Genomic DNA, 14574 nt, shown 5'->3' on the forward strand with positions numbered 1-14574 from the left:
AACATGCCGCCACTTTTTCTCGTGGCGGGGTGTTTAGTTCGTGGCGGGCTGGCGGCTACGGCGGACTGGCGGGCTCCGTCGGCGGCCCGACCTGCGCCTCCTGCGTTCGCCCGTCCGGCCCGCGCCGCGCCTCCTGCGTTCCTCGCCAGGAGATGGACACAGCGCCAGGACTAGTCATGGCGTCGTGACCACTTCCTGGCGCTGTGCGGCGGGCTGCGCCACACCTCCCTGCCCTCGCCGCCACGAAGTAAACATGCCGCCACTTTTTCTCGTGGCGGGGTGTTTAGTTCGTGGCGGGCTGGCGGGCTGGCGGGCTGGCGGGCTGGCGGGCGCCCGGCCCGGCGGCGGCGCCGCCGCCTCAGCGGACCTCGACCCGGGCGTCGAGCCCGAGCCGCTCGAGGAAGGCCTCGTCGTGGCTGACGATCACGAGCGCCCCGCGGTAGCCGCGCAACGCCTGGAGCAGGTGGTCGGTGCTCGCCATGTCGAGGTCGTTCGTCGGCTCGTCGAGCACCAGCAGTTCGGGCGGCGGGTCGGCGAGCAGCAGCCCGGCCAGCGCGACCCGGAACCGTTCACCGCCCGAGAGCGTCCCGCCGAGCCGGTCCACGATGTCTCCCCGGATGAGGAACCGCGCGAGATGGTTACGCACCTCGCGCGGAGGAACGTCCGGTGCAGCCCTCCGGACGTTCTCGAGCACCGTGAGTCCGTCGTCGAGCGAGTCCTTCTTCTGCCCGAGGTGGGCGACCCGACCGGTGAGCGCCACGGCGTGCGTGTCGGGCAGCGGATGCGGCCGCGCGTCCGGCGCACCGACGAGCTGCTCGAGCAGCGTCGTCTTGCCCGCCCCGTTGTCGCCGACGACGGCGATGCGCTCCACCCCCTGGACGACCACGGTGCGTCCCCGCACCGTCAGCTCGGCGAGGCGCCGGGACGCCGGGACCGCCGGGTCCGGCAGGTCGACCACGATCGTGTCGTCACGACGCAGACGTCGTTCGGCGGTGTCGACCGCGACCCGCGCCTCCTGCTCGGACGACGCGTGCGCCTTGCGCAGCGCGCCCGCCGTCGCCTCGGCCTGGCCGCGCAGCTGGTTCGCCATGATCTTCGGCATCGACTCGCCGGCCTTGGCTCCCGCCTTGGCCCGCCGCGCGATGGTCGTCTCGGCCTCGATGCGCTGCCTCCGCTCGGCCTTGAACACCTGCTCGGCGGCCCGGACGTCGCGCTCGGCCGCGGCCTGCAGCACCGCGAGCTGGTGCTCGTAGGCCGACCAGGTCCCGCCGAACACGGTCATCGAGCCGTCGCGCAGCTCGGCGATCTCGTCGACGTGCTCGAGCAGCTCGCGGTCGTGACTGACGACGACGAGCGTCCCCCGCCAGCGGTCGACCACGTCGAGCAGCAGGCCGCGCGATCGTCGGTCGAGGTCGTTCGAGGGCTCGTCGAACACTGCGATCGGCCGACCCCGCAAGCGCACGCCGGCGATGGCGACGAGCACGGCCTGCCCTCCGGACAGCGTCGACACCGGGCGGTCGAGGACGGTGCCGGTGCCTGTGCTGCTGGTCCCGGTGCTGGTGCGGCCACCGCCGTCGAGGTGGCCCAGCCCGACGTCGGCGAGGGCCGCGGCGGCGCGCGACTCGACGTCCCAGTCGTCGGCGAGCAGCTCGAACTGCCGTTCGGTCGCGTCCCCGGCGAGGATCGTCCGCAAGGCGAGGAGGCGCGGGCCGACCCCCAGCAGGTCGGCCACGGTGTCGTCGGCGCGGGACCGCAGCCGTTGCGGCAGCAGGTCGACCTCGCCGGTGGTCGTGAGACGTCCGCCGGTGGGGACGAGGTCGCCGGTGACGAGCCGGACGAGCGTGGACTTGCCCGCGCCGTTCGCGCCGACGAGGCCGGTGCGGCCACGGCCGAACGCGGTCGACAGGTGGTCGATGACCCCCGAGCCGTCGGGCCAGGAGAACGAGAGGTCGGACAGGACGATGGAGGGTGCGGTGATGGTGGGCACGAGGGCTCCCGGTGGATGGTGTCGGAGCACGACGACCACCCGTCCCTCGCCGGCGACGGAGGTCTGCTGCGGCGGGGGAGCGACCCGGCAGGAGGCGCGGCGCCTCGAGCGAGGCGGCGCCCGGTTCACGGGGCGGGCGGGTGTGGCGTCAGTGCGAGGGCGACTGCTGCGCGAGGGGCGCAGTACCGGTGATGAGACGCAACGCTCTGCCTTCTGTGCGGTGGGCCCCCGTGTCCGCGAGGGCGGTCGACCGGCCGGTGTGTCGGCCGCACCGGTGCCTGCTCTCGCGACGGGGTACCCCGCCACGGTAGGTCGTGCCCACGCCGGTCCGCAAGGGGCGGGTGCCGGGCGACCCGCGCCTCCTGCGCTCGCCGCCAGGAGATGGACACGGCGCCAGGAGATGGACATGGCGCCAGAACTAGTCATGGCGTCGTGCCCACATCCTGGCGTCGTGCGACGGGCCGACGGGTGCGGCGGCGTCCAGGCGGGCGGGGCACACTGTCGGCATGTACCGAGGCCTGCCGACCATCTCGTTGCCCGAACCCGAGCGTCCGCCGTTCGTCGATCGGCTGCGACGGGCGCTCGACCTGGCCGCCGCCGAGGAGAGCGGGCGCCTGCGGGTCGTCCACTCGTGGGTCGGCGACGAGGTGCCGGGCACGACCCTGCGCCGCGTCGGCTGGCAGACGCGCGTCCTGACGGTCACGGGCCCTCGGCGTGCACCCGTGGACGTCTGGTTCGACGCCGACGACGGTGACGTCAGCGTGATCGGCGACGTCTCGGTGCCCGACTGGTCCCTGCACGACGCCGAGGCCGAGTCGGCCTGCCTCGCGGCGTCCGGCCAGTTGCTCCACGACCTCGCCGCCGGGCGCCTGCCCCGCGGTCGCCGCTCGGACTTCGTCCGGTCGAGCACCGTGCTCGCCCTGCTCGGTGCGGGGGCCGTCGTCGGCGCGGTCGTCGTCGACGTGCTGCGCGCCCGGGGTCGCGGCCGCTCGGTCTGACGGGCGGCACGTCCTCACCGGACGACCCGCGCCTCCGCTGACGGGCGGCGCGTCCTCACCGGGCGACCCACGCCACCTCACCTGACGAGCGGCGCGTCCTCGCCGGGCGACCCGCGCGTCCTCGCCGGACGAGCCGCACCTCCTCGGGGCGTCGTGGAGCGCCGACGCGCCTAGCGGGCGTGCCGCTCGAAGAACGCCGTCGACGGCGGCAGCAGCATCAGCAGGCAGGCGACCAGCGCGCAGATCACGGACGCCCACTCGAGCACCCCGCCGCCGCTCGCCCCGCTCACGCCACCCAGCACCTGCAGGATCGTCAGCACGAGCAGCACGGTGCGTGCCCAGCGGCGCCCGTCGCGCATCGACCGCACGACCGCGAGCTGCACCAGGGCGACCACGATCGCGAAGACGCCACCGGCGATGTCGGCTCCGCGTGGGTCGGCCAGGGCCCCGCCGGACGTCGACACCCGGGCCGGCCCGCCGAACAGCATCAGCAGGACGGCACCGACGACGCCCAGGGCGACGACGGCGATCCACAGGGCGTACGCCGCCGAGATCGTGCGGGGGGCGGGTGGGGCGGCGTCGCGCATCGGGTCTCCTCGATCGGCGGGCGGGGCCTCCAGGGTAGGCCCGGCCGCCGTCGGTGGTGCGGCGTACCCTCGACGCCACGAACCCCGAAGAGCACGAACGAGCAGGAGCGACGGCCGGGCACCGTCCGCCGCCCCACGACGAGCGCAGGAGGCGCGGCGCATGGACCGAGAACCCGAACGACGACCGCAGGGTCGCGACCACCGCGTCGACGCGGCCCGCTACCGGGTCGACGGCGACGTGCCGAGCGACGACGCGCCCCGCGACACCCGCACGGCCGCCGAGATGCGGGCCTGGGCCCGCACCGCCATCGACCAGGCGATCGCCCGTGGCGAGTTCGACGACCTGCCGCTCGCCGGCAAGCCGCTGCCCGGCCTGGCCGGCGGCACGGTCGACCCCGACTGGTGGCTCCGCGGTCTGATCGAGCGCGAGGGGCTCACCGGGCTCGCCCCTCCGGCCCTGTCGCTGCGCGCCGAGAGCACGGGTCTGCACGCCGAGCTCGACCGGCTGCGCTCCGAGGCCGCCGTGCGGTCGCACCTCGAGGACTTCAACGCGCGCATCGTCGAGGCCAGGCGCCAGCTGTCCGGCGGACCCCCGGTCGTGACGCCCACGCGGGACGTCGACGGCGAGGTCCTGCTCTGGCACGAGAGGCGGCAGGCGCGCCGGGCCGCCGAGGCCGCCGCCGTGCCGCCACCACCCCCGAGCTGGCGCGAACGGCGGGCCCTGCGACGCGAGCTCAAGCGGCGCCGAGGCGACCCGGGACCGTCGTCCGGGCCGGGTGAGCCGCCGTCATCCGACGAGTGATCACCGCCTGGCCTCGTGACCTGTTCGTGATCTTTTTCCGACGAGAACTACACCTCGAGGATGATGCGCGCTAGGGTCGAGTGTTCGCACCACCCCCAGACGAGAGGACCGCACGCGTGACGAAGCCCGCCTCCCCGACCTCTCCGGATCAGGGTGGCGCGACGGCTGGTCACGTCGAAAGTGCTGGTCAGCGTCCTGCGGGTCAGGCTGGCTCGACCGGTGTGAGGCCGCTCGGAGAGCGTTCGGCCCGCCTCGCCCTCGAGCGTCGCGAACGCCGTGCCCGACGGGACGTCCTCCCCACCTCGCACCGTGAGTCCTTCGTCGAGTGCCCCGCACTCGTCGGTGCCGCCGAGGCCTCGGTCGCCCCGCGCGTCCGACCCCGACGCGCCGACGCGCCGGTTCAGGCCGGCCCCTTGCTCGGTCTCGAAGAGTCCGCCGTCACCGCCAGCGCCGCCGCTCGTCCCGAGGACGCGGCCCGCGCCTCCTCGTCCACCAGCCACCCGGCACCTGCCCGTCCGTCGCGCCGCGCTCGCCGTGCCGCGGTCGTGGCCACACGTCCTGCGTCGCCGACCCGTGCGGCCGCCGGCCGCCCCGGTGCGGCGCGCAGCGTCGGCACCGCCGTCAAGAAGCTCTCCATCGTCACCGCGATCGTCGGATTCGCCGCCAGCGGCGTCCTCCCCCTGCTCGCGACCACCGGCGACGAGGCCCAGGCCGTCGCCGCGGGTGCGACGGCGCGGTCGTCGCTCGGTTCGCAGACGCTGTCGGTCGACACCGCCTCGCTGACGGACGAGTCCGACGAGACCGCCCGCGACGCCTACTCGGCCACGTCGATGGTCGACGTCGTGACGCAGAACCTGCAGAACCGCAAGGCCGCGGCGAACACGACCTACGAGGGGCCGACCACGGCCGACTACCTCGCGAACCCTCTCTACCCCGAACTCGACCGCGACCAGGTGCTCGCGGTCGCGCTGCAGTACATCGGCACGCCGTACGTTCACGGCGGTGAAGACCCCTCGAAGTTCGACTGCTCCGGCCTCATCACGTTCGTCTATGCGCAGTTCGGCATCGAGTTGACCCACTACGTGCCGACGCAGAACACCGAGGGCCGGACCATCCCCGAGTCCGAGGCGGTCCCCGGCGACCTCGTCGTGTTCGACAACTTGGCCCACGACGGCATCTACGCCGGCAACGGCATGATCCTCGACGCCCCGAAGCCCGGCGGCTTCGTCGACGTCCGCCCGATCTGGAACCAGGCGCACCACTTCGTCCGCATCGACGGCTGAGCCGTCCCTCGGGCTCGGGCTCGGGTTCAGCCTCGACCGCGCAGGGCGGTTTCGCGTCCTGACCTGACGACCCGCGCCTCCGGGGCTCCGCCGTCCGTCCGTTCTGCGGCAGGCACCGTGCCGCGGTGTCGCGTGCCCGTGCTCCGGACCCGCTACCCGAGGCGGCCGGTGAGACGGCCGTGGAACGCCTCGCTACGGTCGTCCAGCCCGACGAACGTCGCCGTCACGCCGTGTGCCCGGAACTTCTCGTCGACCGAGTCGAGGGCGGCGACGCTCGACGCGTCCCACACCTGGGCGCGGGACAGGTCGACGGTGACCGTCGCAGGGTCGTCTCCGTAGGAGAAGTGCTCGACGAGGTCGTTGCTGCTGCCGAAGAACAGCGGGCCGACGACGTCGTACCGCACCGTCTCGGGGGCCGGGGGTCCGTCGACGACGGCACCCGCGCCTCCTGCGCTCGGGGCGACATCGACCGTGTCGCTGGCGGTGCCCAGGGTGCCGGTGCCGGAGGTGACGCCGGCGCCCGCGGGGGCCGGCGTCACGTGCCGCTCGACCGTGATCACGTGGGCCACGCGGCGGGCGAACAGCACCATCGCGAGGAGCACGCCGACCGCGACGCCGAGGGCGAGGTTGTTCGTCGCGACGACCACCGCCACCGTGACCACCATGACCAGTGTCTCGGGCGCGGGCATGCGGCGGAGGGTCGACGGCTTCAGCGAGTGCCAGTCGACGGTGGTGATCGCGACGATCATCATGACCGCGGCCAGCGCCACCATCGGGATCGTCGACATCACCGCGCTCAGCCCGGTGACCAGCAACAGCAGGAAGAGCCCCGCCGCGATGGTCGACACCCGCGTGCGGGCCCGTCCGATCTTCACGTTGACGACGGTCTGGCCGATCATGGCGCAGCCGGCGATGCCGCCGTAGAAGCCCGCCGCGATGTTCGCGACGCCGAGCGCCCAGGACTCCTTGCCCTTGTGCGACGGGGTCTCGGTGAGGTCGTCGACGAGCTTCGCGGTCAGCAGGGTCTCCATCAGGCCGACGAAGGCGACGCTGAGGGCGGTCGGCCAGATGATCTGCAACGTCTCGAGGGTGAACGGGGCGAGCCACGGGGTCAGGCCGGGCAGGCCGCCGCCCATCGGGCCCTCGTCGCCGACGGTGTGCACGTCGAGGCGGGCGGCCACGGCGATGACCGTCACGACGACGATGGCGACGAGCGGCGCGGGTACGGCCTTCGTCACCTTCGGCAGCAGCACGACGATCGCGATGGTCAGGGCGAACAGCGGGTAGACGACCCACGGCTGGTCGATGATGTGCGGCACCTGCGCCACGAAGATCAGCACTCCCAGCGCGTTGACGAAGCCGATCATGACCGAGCGGGGGATGAACCGCATCAGCCGGGCGAGGCCGGCGAGCCCGAACGCGAGCTGCACGAGCCCGGCCAGCACGACCGTGGGCAGCACGTAGTCGGTGCCGTGCTCGCGGACCAGTGGCGCGATGACGAGGGCGACCGAGCCCGCGGCGGCGGTCACCATCGCCGGCCGGCCGCCGAGGACCGACATGACGAGCGCGAGCACGATCGACGCGACGAGGCTGACCATCGGGTCGACCCCGGCGATCACCGAGAACGAGATGACCTCGGGCACGAGCGCGAGCGTCGTGACGACGCCGGCCAGGGCCTCGCGGGTCAGGAGGCGCGGGTTGCGCAACACGGACAGCACCGTGTCGGTGGGGCGGACGGGGAGGACCGACCGCGCGGCGGGTTCAGGGCGCGCGCGGTCGGAGTCGTGGGCAGTGGTCACGGAGGACTCCTGGGGTGTGCGGAAGAATGGGGAGTCGGCGACACTGCCGTACGATGCAACCCTACCCTTACGTGAGGGTAGAGATGAAACGAGATCCCATGCCCGACGAGACCGCCACGATGCAGATCGGCGAGCTGGCCGAGCGCACCGAGATGTCGCTGCGCACGATCCGCCACTACGACGAGGTCGGTCTGCTGACGCCGTCGGGCCGCAGCGAGGGCGGATTCCGGCTCTACACGCACGACGACTACCTGCGGCTCATGGTGATCCGACGCATGAAGCCGCTCGGGTTCAGCCTCGACGAGATGGCCGAACTGCTGCGGGTCGTCGACGCACTCGACGGCGGGGCGGACGACGGCGACGGGCGCGGTCAGGCGACCCGCGCCTCCTTGGCGGCGTTCATCGACGAGACCGTCGAGCGTCGCGCGAAGCTCGAGCGTCAGCTCGCGATGGCGGACGAGTTCCTCGAGCTGCTGCGCGCCCGCCTCGGCTGAGCGGTCCCGGGGCGGGCCGGCCGACCGTGCGTCAGCTGCGGGCCCACTCGGGGCGGCGGTCGACGAGCATCTCGGCGTACGACGGGTACCACTCACCGGCCGGGGGGCCGTCGTTGCAGGTGCCGTCGCTGATGCCCGGCGTCTTGACCCAGAGCAGGGCGTCGAGGCGGCCGTCGTCGGACACCACGCGGGGGTCCTGGCCGAGGCCGACGTCCTCGGGGTTGCACCACGTCCCCTTCCAGCCGCGGCCGTTGCGTGACACGTCGATCACGTAGCGGCTGCCGCCCGTCATCGCCGCGACCTCCTCGGCGTAGGGCTGCTCGTCGCCCACGGGGTAGAAGCCCGCGACGTTGGTGAAGAAGCCGCGGGCCTGCTCGATGCCCGCCGCCTCGAGCCGCTCGGCCATCACCTCGGGGGGCACCCAGTGCGAGTTGCCGCCGTCGAGGTAGGCGGGCACGCCGGCCGCCGCGAAGTCGGCGACGGCCTGCTTCAGCAGGGGGAGGCGCGTGTCGGCCAGCTGCGGACACCGGCTCAGGATGCCGAGCGAGTCGGGTTCGACGATGACGACGGCCCGGTGCCCGGCGAGGGTGGCCGCGATGGTCGCGTTCCAGGCGGGGTAGCGCTCGACGGACAAGCCGCCGGCCGAGTAGTTGCCGCAGTCCCGGTCGGGGATCGCGTAGGTGACGAACACGGGCGTCGCCCCCTGGTCCTCGGCGGCGGCCAGGTAGTCGGTGATCACCTTCACGAGCTGGGCGTCGTCGTAGCCGTCGCCGATCCACATCGCCACGGGGCGCTCCGCGATGAGGGCCGCGGCCCGCGCGGCGTCCGTCTCGCCGTCGGCGCTCAGCGTGGCCTCGGCCCGGATCGCCAGCGAGTTCGGCTCGAGCGCGATGCCCCCGTGGAACACCGTGCCGGACGGAGCCGTGCGGATCGTCTCGGGCGTCACCCGGGTCGCCTGCGACGTCGGGGTCGGCGTCGGCGTGGCCGGTGCGCCCGTCGGCGTCGGACGGGTGGCGTCGCCCGACGAGCACGCGGTCAGCAGGACGACGGCGGCCGCGGCGATCAGGCCGAGGGTGGTGCGGGCCGGTCGGGACGATGCCATCTGCGCCTCTCTCGGCGCACTCGGGGAGCTGCCCCGACGGTGGTGGAAGGGACAGTCGACCACGGATGCCGGCCGACGCACAGGGGCCGAAAGGGGGACACGACCGTACCTCGCGGGCGCCGGGTCGGCGCCGCGTCGCCGAGGCGTCGGCATCGCTGACGGCGCCGCGTCGACGTCTCGTCCCCAGCCCAGCGACCGCCCCGAGGAGGCGCGGTGCGGGGCGAGCGCGCCGCTTCCGTCCCGGAGCGCCTCGGTAGTGTGGGTGCTCCGCGAGGCCCGAGCGCGGACGCCCCTGCACCACCGCACGCGACGCGTGCACCAGACAGACAGAGAGCCATGTCCCACTCCGTCCGCCCCGTTCCCCTCTCGAGCCCCCTCCGCCGCCGGACGTCGGCGACCACCGTCGCCCTCGTGCTGGCCGTGCTCGCCACGTTCCTCGTCCCCGACCGCGCGATCGCCGCCGCCCCGACCTGGCAGGCCGTCCTCGCCGCGCGCGACGACGAGTCCGCCAAGAAGAAGGCGCTCGCCGACCTGCAGACGGCGCTCGACGCGGCCTCGGCCCGTGCCGAGGCCGCCCGCACCTCGGCGGACGAGGCCGGTCGCGTGCTGGGCGAGGCCCAGGCCGCCGTCGACGAGGCGACCGCACGGCACGAGCGGCTCGAGACGCGCCGGGCCGAGGCCCGCGAGACCGCCGACTCCTCACGACGGGTCGTCGGCCAGGCCGCCGCCCTGCTGGCCCGCCCCGGCAGCGGGGGCATGGTGGGCGACCTGCTCGCGGCCGGCGACGGCGCCCAAGAGGTGCTCAAGGGGCTGAGCCTGTCGAGCAAGCTGGGCGAGAACGTCGGTCGCCTCCGCGAGCGGGCCCAGGCCGCCGACAACCTCGCGACCTCGCTGGCCGACCAGGCCGCCGTGGCGCTCGCCGAACGCGACCGGCTCGCGGCCGACGCGCAGACCGCACTCGACGAGGCGGCCGCGGCCAGCGTGACGGCCGAGGCCGACCTCGCGGCCGTCGACGACGAGAAGGCCACCCTCGCCGCCCAGGTCGCCCTGCTCGAGGACGACCGCATGACGCTCGAGCAGGCCTACGCGCAGGCACAGGCGGCCGCGGCTGCGGCCGCCGCCGCCGCTGCGCGTCCCGCCCCCGCCGCGGGTGGTGGCACGGGCCCCGTCGCGCCGGGCACGGGCGGTCCCGGCCCGGGCACCGGGTGGGTCGCCGCCATCCGCGCGTTCGGCTCGTACCAGGCCTACGGCTACCGCATCCACCCGATCACGGGCGAGTACAAGCTGCACGCCGGAGCCGACTTCGGGGCCTCCTGCGGCACGCCGATCTACTCGGTCTCGGCCGGTCGCGTCAGCTACGCCGGGCCGTCGAGCGGCTACGGCAACCTGATCGTCGTGGACCACGGCGGCGGGGTCAGCAGCGCCTACGCCCACATGGAACGCAACGGCATCTACGTCTCGGTCGGCCAGCAGGTCGCGGCCGGCCAGAACATCGCCGGCGTCGGCACCTCGGGCGGCTCGACCGGCTGCCACCTGCACCTCGAGGTGCGGCAGGGCGGCGTCCCGACCGACCCCGTGGTCTTCCTCGCGTCGAAGGGCGTCCGCTGACGACCCGAGTTCAGCTCGAGTACTGGTAGCGGCACTGCGCGATCAGGACGTCCGTCTCGGTCACCTTGTAGACCAACCTGTGCTCGTCGGTGAGGCGGCGAGACCAGAATCCGTGGAAGCCGTGCTTCAAGGCCTCGGGCTTGCCGATGCCTTCGTTCCCGTTGCGTTCGATGTCGCGGATCAGGGTGTTGATGCGCTTCAGCACCTTCCGGTCTTGCGTCTGCCAGTACACGTAGTCGTCCCAGGCGTCGTCGTCGAAGACGATCCTCATCCGTGCAGTTCTCGCTCGCTCCCGCCGCCCTCGCTCAGACGCTCGATCGCGCCGAGCAGGCGCCGCGCGTTGGCCGGGCTGCGCAAGAGGTAGGCCGCCTCTTTCAACGACTCGTAGTCGTCGAGCGCGACGAGCACGACGGGATCGTGCCCGGCGCGGGTGATGACGACCTCTTCGCGATCGTCGGTGACCGCGTCGAGCGTCGCTGCGTAGTTCGCCCGCGACTCGGAATAGGTGAGTGTCTTCATCGTTCCTCCTGAGTACAGGAAATTGTACGTCCGAGAGGTCCGTGTCACAAGACGGCGAGGAGACTTCGCGCGCCTCGTCCATCGGTTCGTCAGATCGACGCGGCTTCGGCCCGGATCTCGTCGACGACGGTGCGGACGGCCGGCCGGGCCGCCCGGTCGGGTCGCATCAGCGCCTCGAGGTGGCGCCCGGCGCGGACGTTCTCGAGCGTCGCGAGGTGGAACCGACCGGGCGCCCGCGAGGCCGACGTGTGACGCGGGACGAGGGCGACCCCGTGGCCGGCCGCCACGAGGTTCTCGATCAGGGGCAGGTGCACCGTGCGGTGGACGACCTCGGGTGCGACGCCCGACTGCAGGGCCATCGCCACCAGCACGCGGTCGATCGGGTACCCCTCCGGCACCCCGATCCAGGGCTCCCGGATGACGTCGTCGACGGCCACCCGACTGCGGTCGGCCAGTCGGTGGCCGAGGGGGAGCGCGACCTCGAGCGGTTCGCGCAGCAGCGACACGACGGTCGTCGATGCTCGGCCCGGCGGCAGCACGCCGTCCGACCGGTGGGCGAGCACCACGTCGAAGTCCGCCGTCAGCGGGGCGAACTCGTCCTCGGAGACGTCGCGGTCGGCCACGTCGAGCTCGATGCCCGGGTGCGACCGCATGCGGTGCAACACTCCGGGCAACAGCAGCTCGGCCGCCGAGGCGAACACGGACACCCGCACGACGCCACCCGTGCCTCCGCGGACGGCGTCGAACGCCGCCTCGGCCTCGGCGACCGCGGTCGCGACCCCGACCGACGCCCGGGCCAGCGCCCGGCCCTCCTCCGTGAGCACGACGCCCCGGCCGACGCGACGGACGAGCTCGACCCCGAGCTGACGCTGCACCGTCTTCAGCTGCTGCGACACGGCGCTGGGCGACCGGTGCGTGGCGGTCGCGACGGCGGTGACGCTGCCGCGGTCGGCGAGTTCCCGCAGCAGGTCGAGATGGGACAGGTCCATGAAGGCAGCCTACAAAGTGCACGCGGGGATCTGCGCTGGTCCTGAACGGTCGGGCACGCCACGATGGAGACGTGACCGTCCGTGACCGCCTCCTCGCCCTCGTCGTCGCCGTCTGCTGGGGCATCAACTTCCCCGTGACGGCGATCGCCCTCGAGCACTTCCCGCCGTTCCTGCTCGTGGCGTTGCGCTTCACGTTGCTCGCGGTGCCGACCGTCTTGCTGGTGCCGCGTCCGGCGATCCCGTGGTCGCGCGTTCTGCTCGTGGGGGCGACGCTCGGCATGCTGCAGTTCGCCTTCCTCTACCTCGGCATCGCGGCGGGCATGCCCTCGGGTCTCGCCTCGCTCGTGTTACAGGCGTCGGCGCCGTTCACGGTCGTGATCGCCGGCTTCTGGCTCCGGGAACGCATCACCCGTCGGCAGGCGATCGGCATCGGCATCGCCGTCGTCGCGCTCGTGGTCATCGCGGGGCACCGGTCGCAGGTCGCGGCGCTGCTGCCCGTCGTGCTGACGCTGTGCGGTGCGCTCGGCTGGGCGATCGGCAACGTGGCCGTGCGACGGGCCGCCCCGCCGAACCCGATGCACCTGACGCTGTGGATGTCGATCGTCGCGCCGGTGCCGATGCTCGCCCTGTCGTTCGTCGTCGAGGGCCCCGAGCGCATCGGTGAGAGCCTCGGCACGGTCTTCATGCTCGAGGCGCTGCCGTCGGTGCTCTGCCTGCTCTACCTCGTGCTGATCGCCTCGGTCGTGGGCTACGGCATCTGGACGCGCCTGCTCTCGGTCTACCCCTCGGCCACCGTCGCACCGTTCTCGATGCTCGTGCCCGTGGTCGGCGTGCTGGCCTCGTGGCTGGCGTTCGGCGAGGTGCCCGACCTGGTCGAGCTCGTCGCCGGCGTCGCGGTGGTCGGCGGCGTGCTCTACGCCAGCCGGGTGCCGAGAGCCCGCGCCGCGGACGGCGACCCCGAGGAGGCGCGGGTCGCCCCGCCCGAGCCGGTGCCCGTCCCCGAGACCGACACCGCGCCTCCCGGGTCGCCCCTCAGGCGGTGACGGGCTTCTTCATCTGCACGGCGGTCGTCTCGTAGCCGAGCGATTCGTAGAGGTGGCGGGCGACCTCGTTGTGGCCGAACACATTCAGGCCGAGGGTCTCGGCGCCGTGACGGGCGGCGGCCTGCTCGGCGAGGAGCATCGTCGCCCGGCCGAGTCCGGCACCGCGGTGGGCCTCGTCGATCTCGACGTCGAAGACCCACCAGTCCGACGAGCCGGGCACGCGGGGTGCGATCCAGAGGATGCCGACGGGCTCACCCGGTCGGGCGTCGTCGATGACGTCGTAGACGAGGTGGCCCTCGGCCGGTGCCCCGTCGGGGAAGGCCTCGCCGAACGAGCGTCGGGCGGCCTCGGCGGCCTGCTCGGGGGTCTCGCCGGCGAGCACGCGGGACTTCTCGTACTCGGCGGTCGAGCGTCGCATCCAGGGCACGAGGCGGGAGGTGGGCATGGGCACGAGGCTGAGCGTCATGCCCGCACGCTAGCGCGCCGTGACCATGCGCGGCACGCGACGTCACGAGCCGCAGGCGGACCGGTCGGTCGTACCCCGATACGCTTCGCCACGCGTACCCCGGCGACTGTCGGAGGGCGCAGGTCGCCCCGGTAACGTGTGCAGCGGCCGGCGGGGGGCGGCCGTGCGGTGCCTCGCAGGGGCACCGTCTCGACCCGCAGGAGAGACCCACCCGATGCCCCAGCAGAAACGTGCCCAGGCGACCCGCGCCGCCATCATCCGAGGGGCCGCCGTCGTCTTCGACGAGCACGGCTACAGCGAGGCCTCGCTCGACCTCGTCGCCGAGACCGCCACCGTGACCAAGGGTGCGCTCTACTTCCACTTCCGCTCGAAGGCCGACCTCGCGAACGCGGTCATCGCCGAGCAGCACGCGCTCTCGCGCGCCTACGCCGACCGGGTGTCCGAGACCGCGGGCAGCGGTGCCGAGGCGCTCATGCTCTCGTGCGCGTCGCTCGCCACGCAGCTCACCACCGAGGTGCTCGTGACGGCGGGCATCCGTCTGACCACCCAGTCGCCGAGCCGCGACCTCCGGGTCGAGCACCCGTACCTCGACTGGCAGGCCCAGATCTCGGGGCTCGTCGAGCGCGCGGTCGCCGAGGGCGACTTCCGGGCCGACACCGACGTCGAGAGCGTCGCCCGCTTCGTCGTCGGGTCGTACGCCGGCGTGCACATCGTGTCGCAGGCCCTGACCGCCCGCGCCGACCTCTTCGACCGGCTGCGCGACATGTGGGCGTTCGTGCTGCCGACGGTCGTGGCCCCCGGGCACGAAGGCCTGACCAGCTCGTTGCCCCCGCTGATCAGGCCGTCGGACGTTCCCCCGTCCCCCGACGTGTCCTCTGTGGACCCAGTTTAGATACT

The 14574-nt window shown here is 73.3% G+C and carries 15 protein-coding genes; 7 read left to right on the forward strand and 8 right to left on the reverse strand.

The window, feature by feature from the left end; all coding sequences use genetic code 11:
• Positions 1-358: 358 nt before the first annotated feature.
• Positions 359-1987 (reverse strand): ATP-binding cassette domain-containing protein, encoded by a 1629-nt coding sequence (locus QRN23_RS15200; protein WP_285063997.1) that lies wholly within the window; start codon positions 1985-1987, stop codon positions 359-361.
• Between the two features lie 506 nt (positions 1988-2493).
• On the opposite strand from QRN23_RS15200, the gene QRN23_RS15205 reads away from it, so the two are divergent.
• Positions 2494-2985 carry a hypothetical protein gene (locus QRN23_RS15205; protein ID WP_071255905.1) on the forward strand — a complete coding sequence of 164 codons (492 nt, stop codon included), beginning with the start codon at positions 2494-2496 and terminating at the stop codon, positions 2983-2985.
• Positions 2986-3155: 170 nt separating this feature from the next.
• On the opposite strand, the gene QRN23_RS15210 is transcribed toward QRN23_RS15205, so the two are convergent.
• Positions 3156-3572 (reverse strand): hypothetical protein, encoded by a 417-nt coding sequence (locus QRN23_RS15210; protein WP_285063999.1) that lies wholly within the window; start codon positions 3570-3572, stop codon positions 3156-3158.
• A gap of 160 nt (positions 3573-3732) precedes the next feature.
• Here QRN23_RS15210 and QRN23_RS15215 point away from each other — a divergent pair, with 160 nt between their 5' ends.
• The gene (locus QRN23_RS15215; RefSeq protein WP_192125251.1) at positions 3733-4374 is read left to right on the forward strand and encodes a DnaJ family domain-containing protein; all 642 of its coding nucleotides are present in this window, start codon (positions 3733-3735) and stop codon (positions 4372-4374) included.
• 221 nt (positions 4375-4595) lie between these two features.
• The gene (locus tag QRN23_RS15220; RefSeq protein WP_285064001.1) at positions 4596-5657 is read left to right on the forward strand and encodes a C40 family peptidase; all 1062 of its coding nucleotides are present in this window, start codon (positions 4596-4598) and stop codon (positions 5655-5657) included.
• A gap of 152 nt (positions 5658-5809) precedes the next feature.
• Here QRN23_RS15220 and QRN23_RS15225 read toward each other — a convergent pair whose 3' ends face one another.
• On the reverse strand, positions 5810-7456 hold the full coding sequence (locus QRN23_RS15225) for a SulP family inorganic anion transporter (protein WP_502874824.1): 1647 nt from the start codon (positions 7454-7456) through the stop codon (positions 5810-5812).
• 98 nt (positions 7457-7554) lie between these two features.
• On the opposite strand from QRN23_RS15225, the gene QRN23_RS15230 reads away from it, so the two are divergent.
• Complete coding sequence (locus QRN23_RS15230) at positions 7555-7950, forward strand: MerR family transcriptional regulator (RefSeq protein WP_267659073.1); 396 nt, start codon at positions 7555-7557, stop codon at positions 7948-7950.
• Positions 7951-7981: 31 nt separating this feature from the next.
• Here the strand turns inward: QRN23_RS15230 and QRN23_RS15235 are convergent, their stop codons facing one another.
• On the reverse strand, positions 7982-9052 hold the full coding sequence (locus tag QRN23_RS15235) for a glycoside hydrolase family 6 protein (protein ID WP_285064004.1): 1071 nt from the start codon (positions 9050-9052) through the stop codon (positions 7982-7984).
• A 336-nt stretch (positions 9053-9388) separates the two neighbouring features.
• Between QRN23_RS15235 and QRN23_RS15240 the strand changes: the two genes are divergently transcribed.
• The gene (locus QRN23_RS15240; RefSeq protein ID WP_285064006.1) at positions 9389-10660 is read left to right on the forward strand and encodes a murein hydrolase activator EnvC family protein; all 1272 of its coding nucleotides are present in this window, start codon (positions 9389-9391) and stop codon (positions 10658-10660) included.
• 10 nt (positions 10661-10670) lie between these two features.
• On the opposite strand, the gene QRN23_RS15245 is transcribed toward QRN23_RS15240, so the two are convergent.
• The 3 genes from QRN23_RS15245 to QRN23_RS15255 form a co-directional block, all read right to left on the reverse strand.
• On the reverse strand, positions 10671-10931 hold the full coding sequence (locus QRN23_RS15245; protein WP_200413324.1) for a Txe/YoeB family addiction module toxin: 261 nt from the start codon (positions 10929-10931) through the stop codon (positions 10671-10673).
• A complete protein-coding gene (locus tag QRN23_RS15250) occupies positions 10928-11179 on the reverse strand; it encodes a type II toxin-antitoxin system Phd/YefM family antitoxin (RefSeq protein WP_285064009.1) in 252 nt (83 codons plus the stop codon). The genes QRN23_RS15245 and QRN23_RS15250 overlap by 4 nt, the downstream gene beginning before the upstream one ends.
• Positions 11180-11268: 89 nt before the next feature.
• Positions 11269-12168, reverse strand: coding sequence for a LysR family transcriptional regulator (locus QRN23_RS15255; RefSeq protein WP_159826661.1), 900 nt, complete (start codon positions 12166-12168; stop codon positions 11269-11271).
• 71 nt (positions 12169-12239) lie between these two features.
• Between QRN23_RS15255 and QRN23_RS15260 the strand changes: the two genes are divergently transcribed.
• Complete coding sequence (locus QRN23_RS15260) at positions 12240-13211, forward strand: EamA family transporter (RefSeq protein WP_285064011.1); 972 nt, start codon at positions 12240-12242, stop codon at positions 13209-13211.
• Here QRN23_RS15260 and QRN23_RS15265 read toward each other — a convergent pair.
• Positions 13201-13677: a GNAT family N-acetyltransferase gene (locus QRN23_RS15265; RefSeq protein ID WP_285064013.1), complete on the reverse strand. Its 477-nt coding sequence runs from the start codon at positions 13675-13677 to the stop codon at positions 13201-13203. The two genes, QRN23_RS15260 and QRN23_RS15265, sit on opposite strands and share 11 nt — an antisense overlap.
• A 214-nt stretch (positions 13678-13891) precedes the next feature.
• Here QRN23_RS15265 and QRN23_RS15270 point away from each other — a divergent pair, with 214 nt between their 5' ends.
• On the forward strand, positions 13892-14569 hold the full coding sequence (locus QRN23_RS15270; protein WP_158612885.1) for a ScbR family autoregulator-binding transcription factor: 678 nt from the start codon (positions 13892-13894) through the stop codon (positions 14567-14569).
• The last annotated feature ends 5 nt before the right edge of the window (positions 14570-14574 follow it).

Origin of the sequence: Frigoribacterium sp. ME-P-080 (genome assembly GCF_030209595.1) — a bacterium.
GTDB lineage: Bacteria > Actinomycetota > Actinomycetes > Actinomycetales > Microbacteriaceae > Frigoribacterium.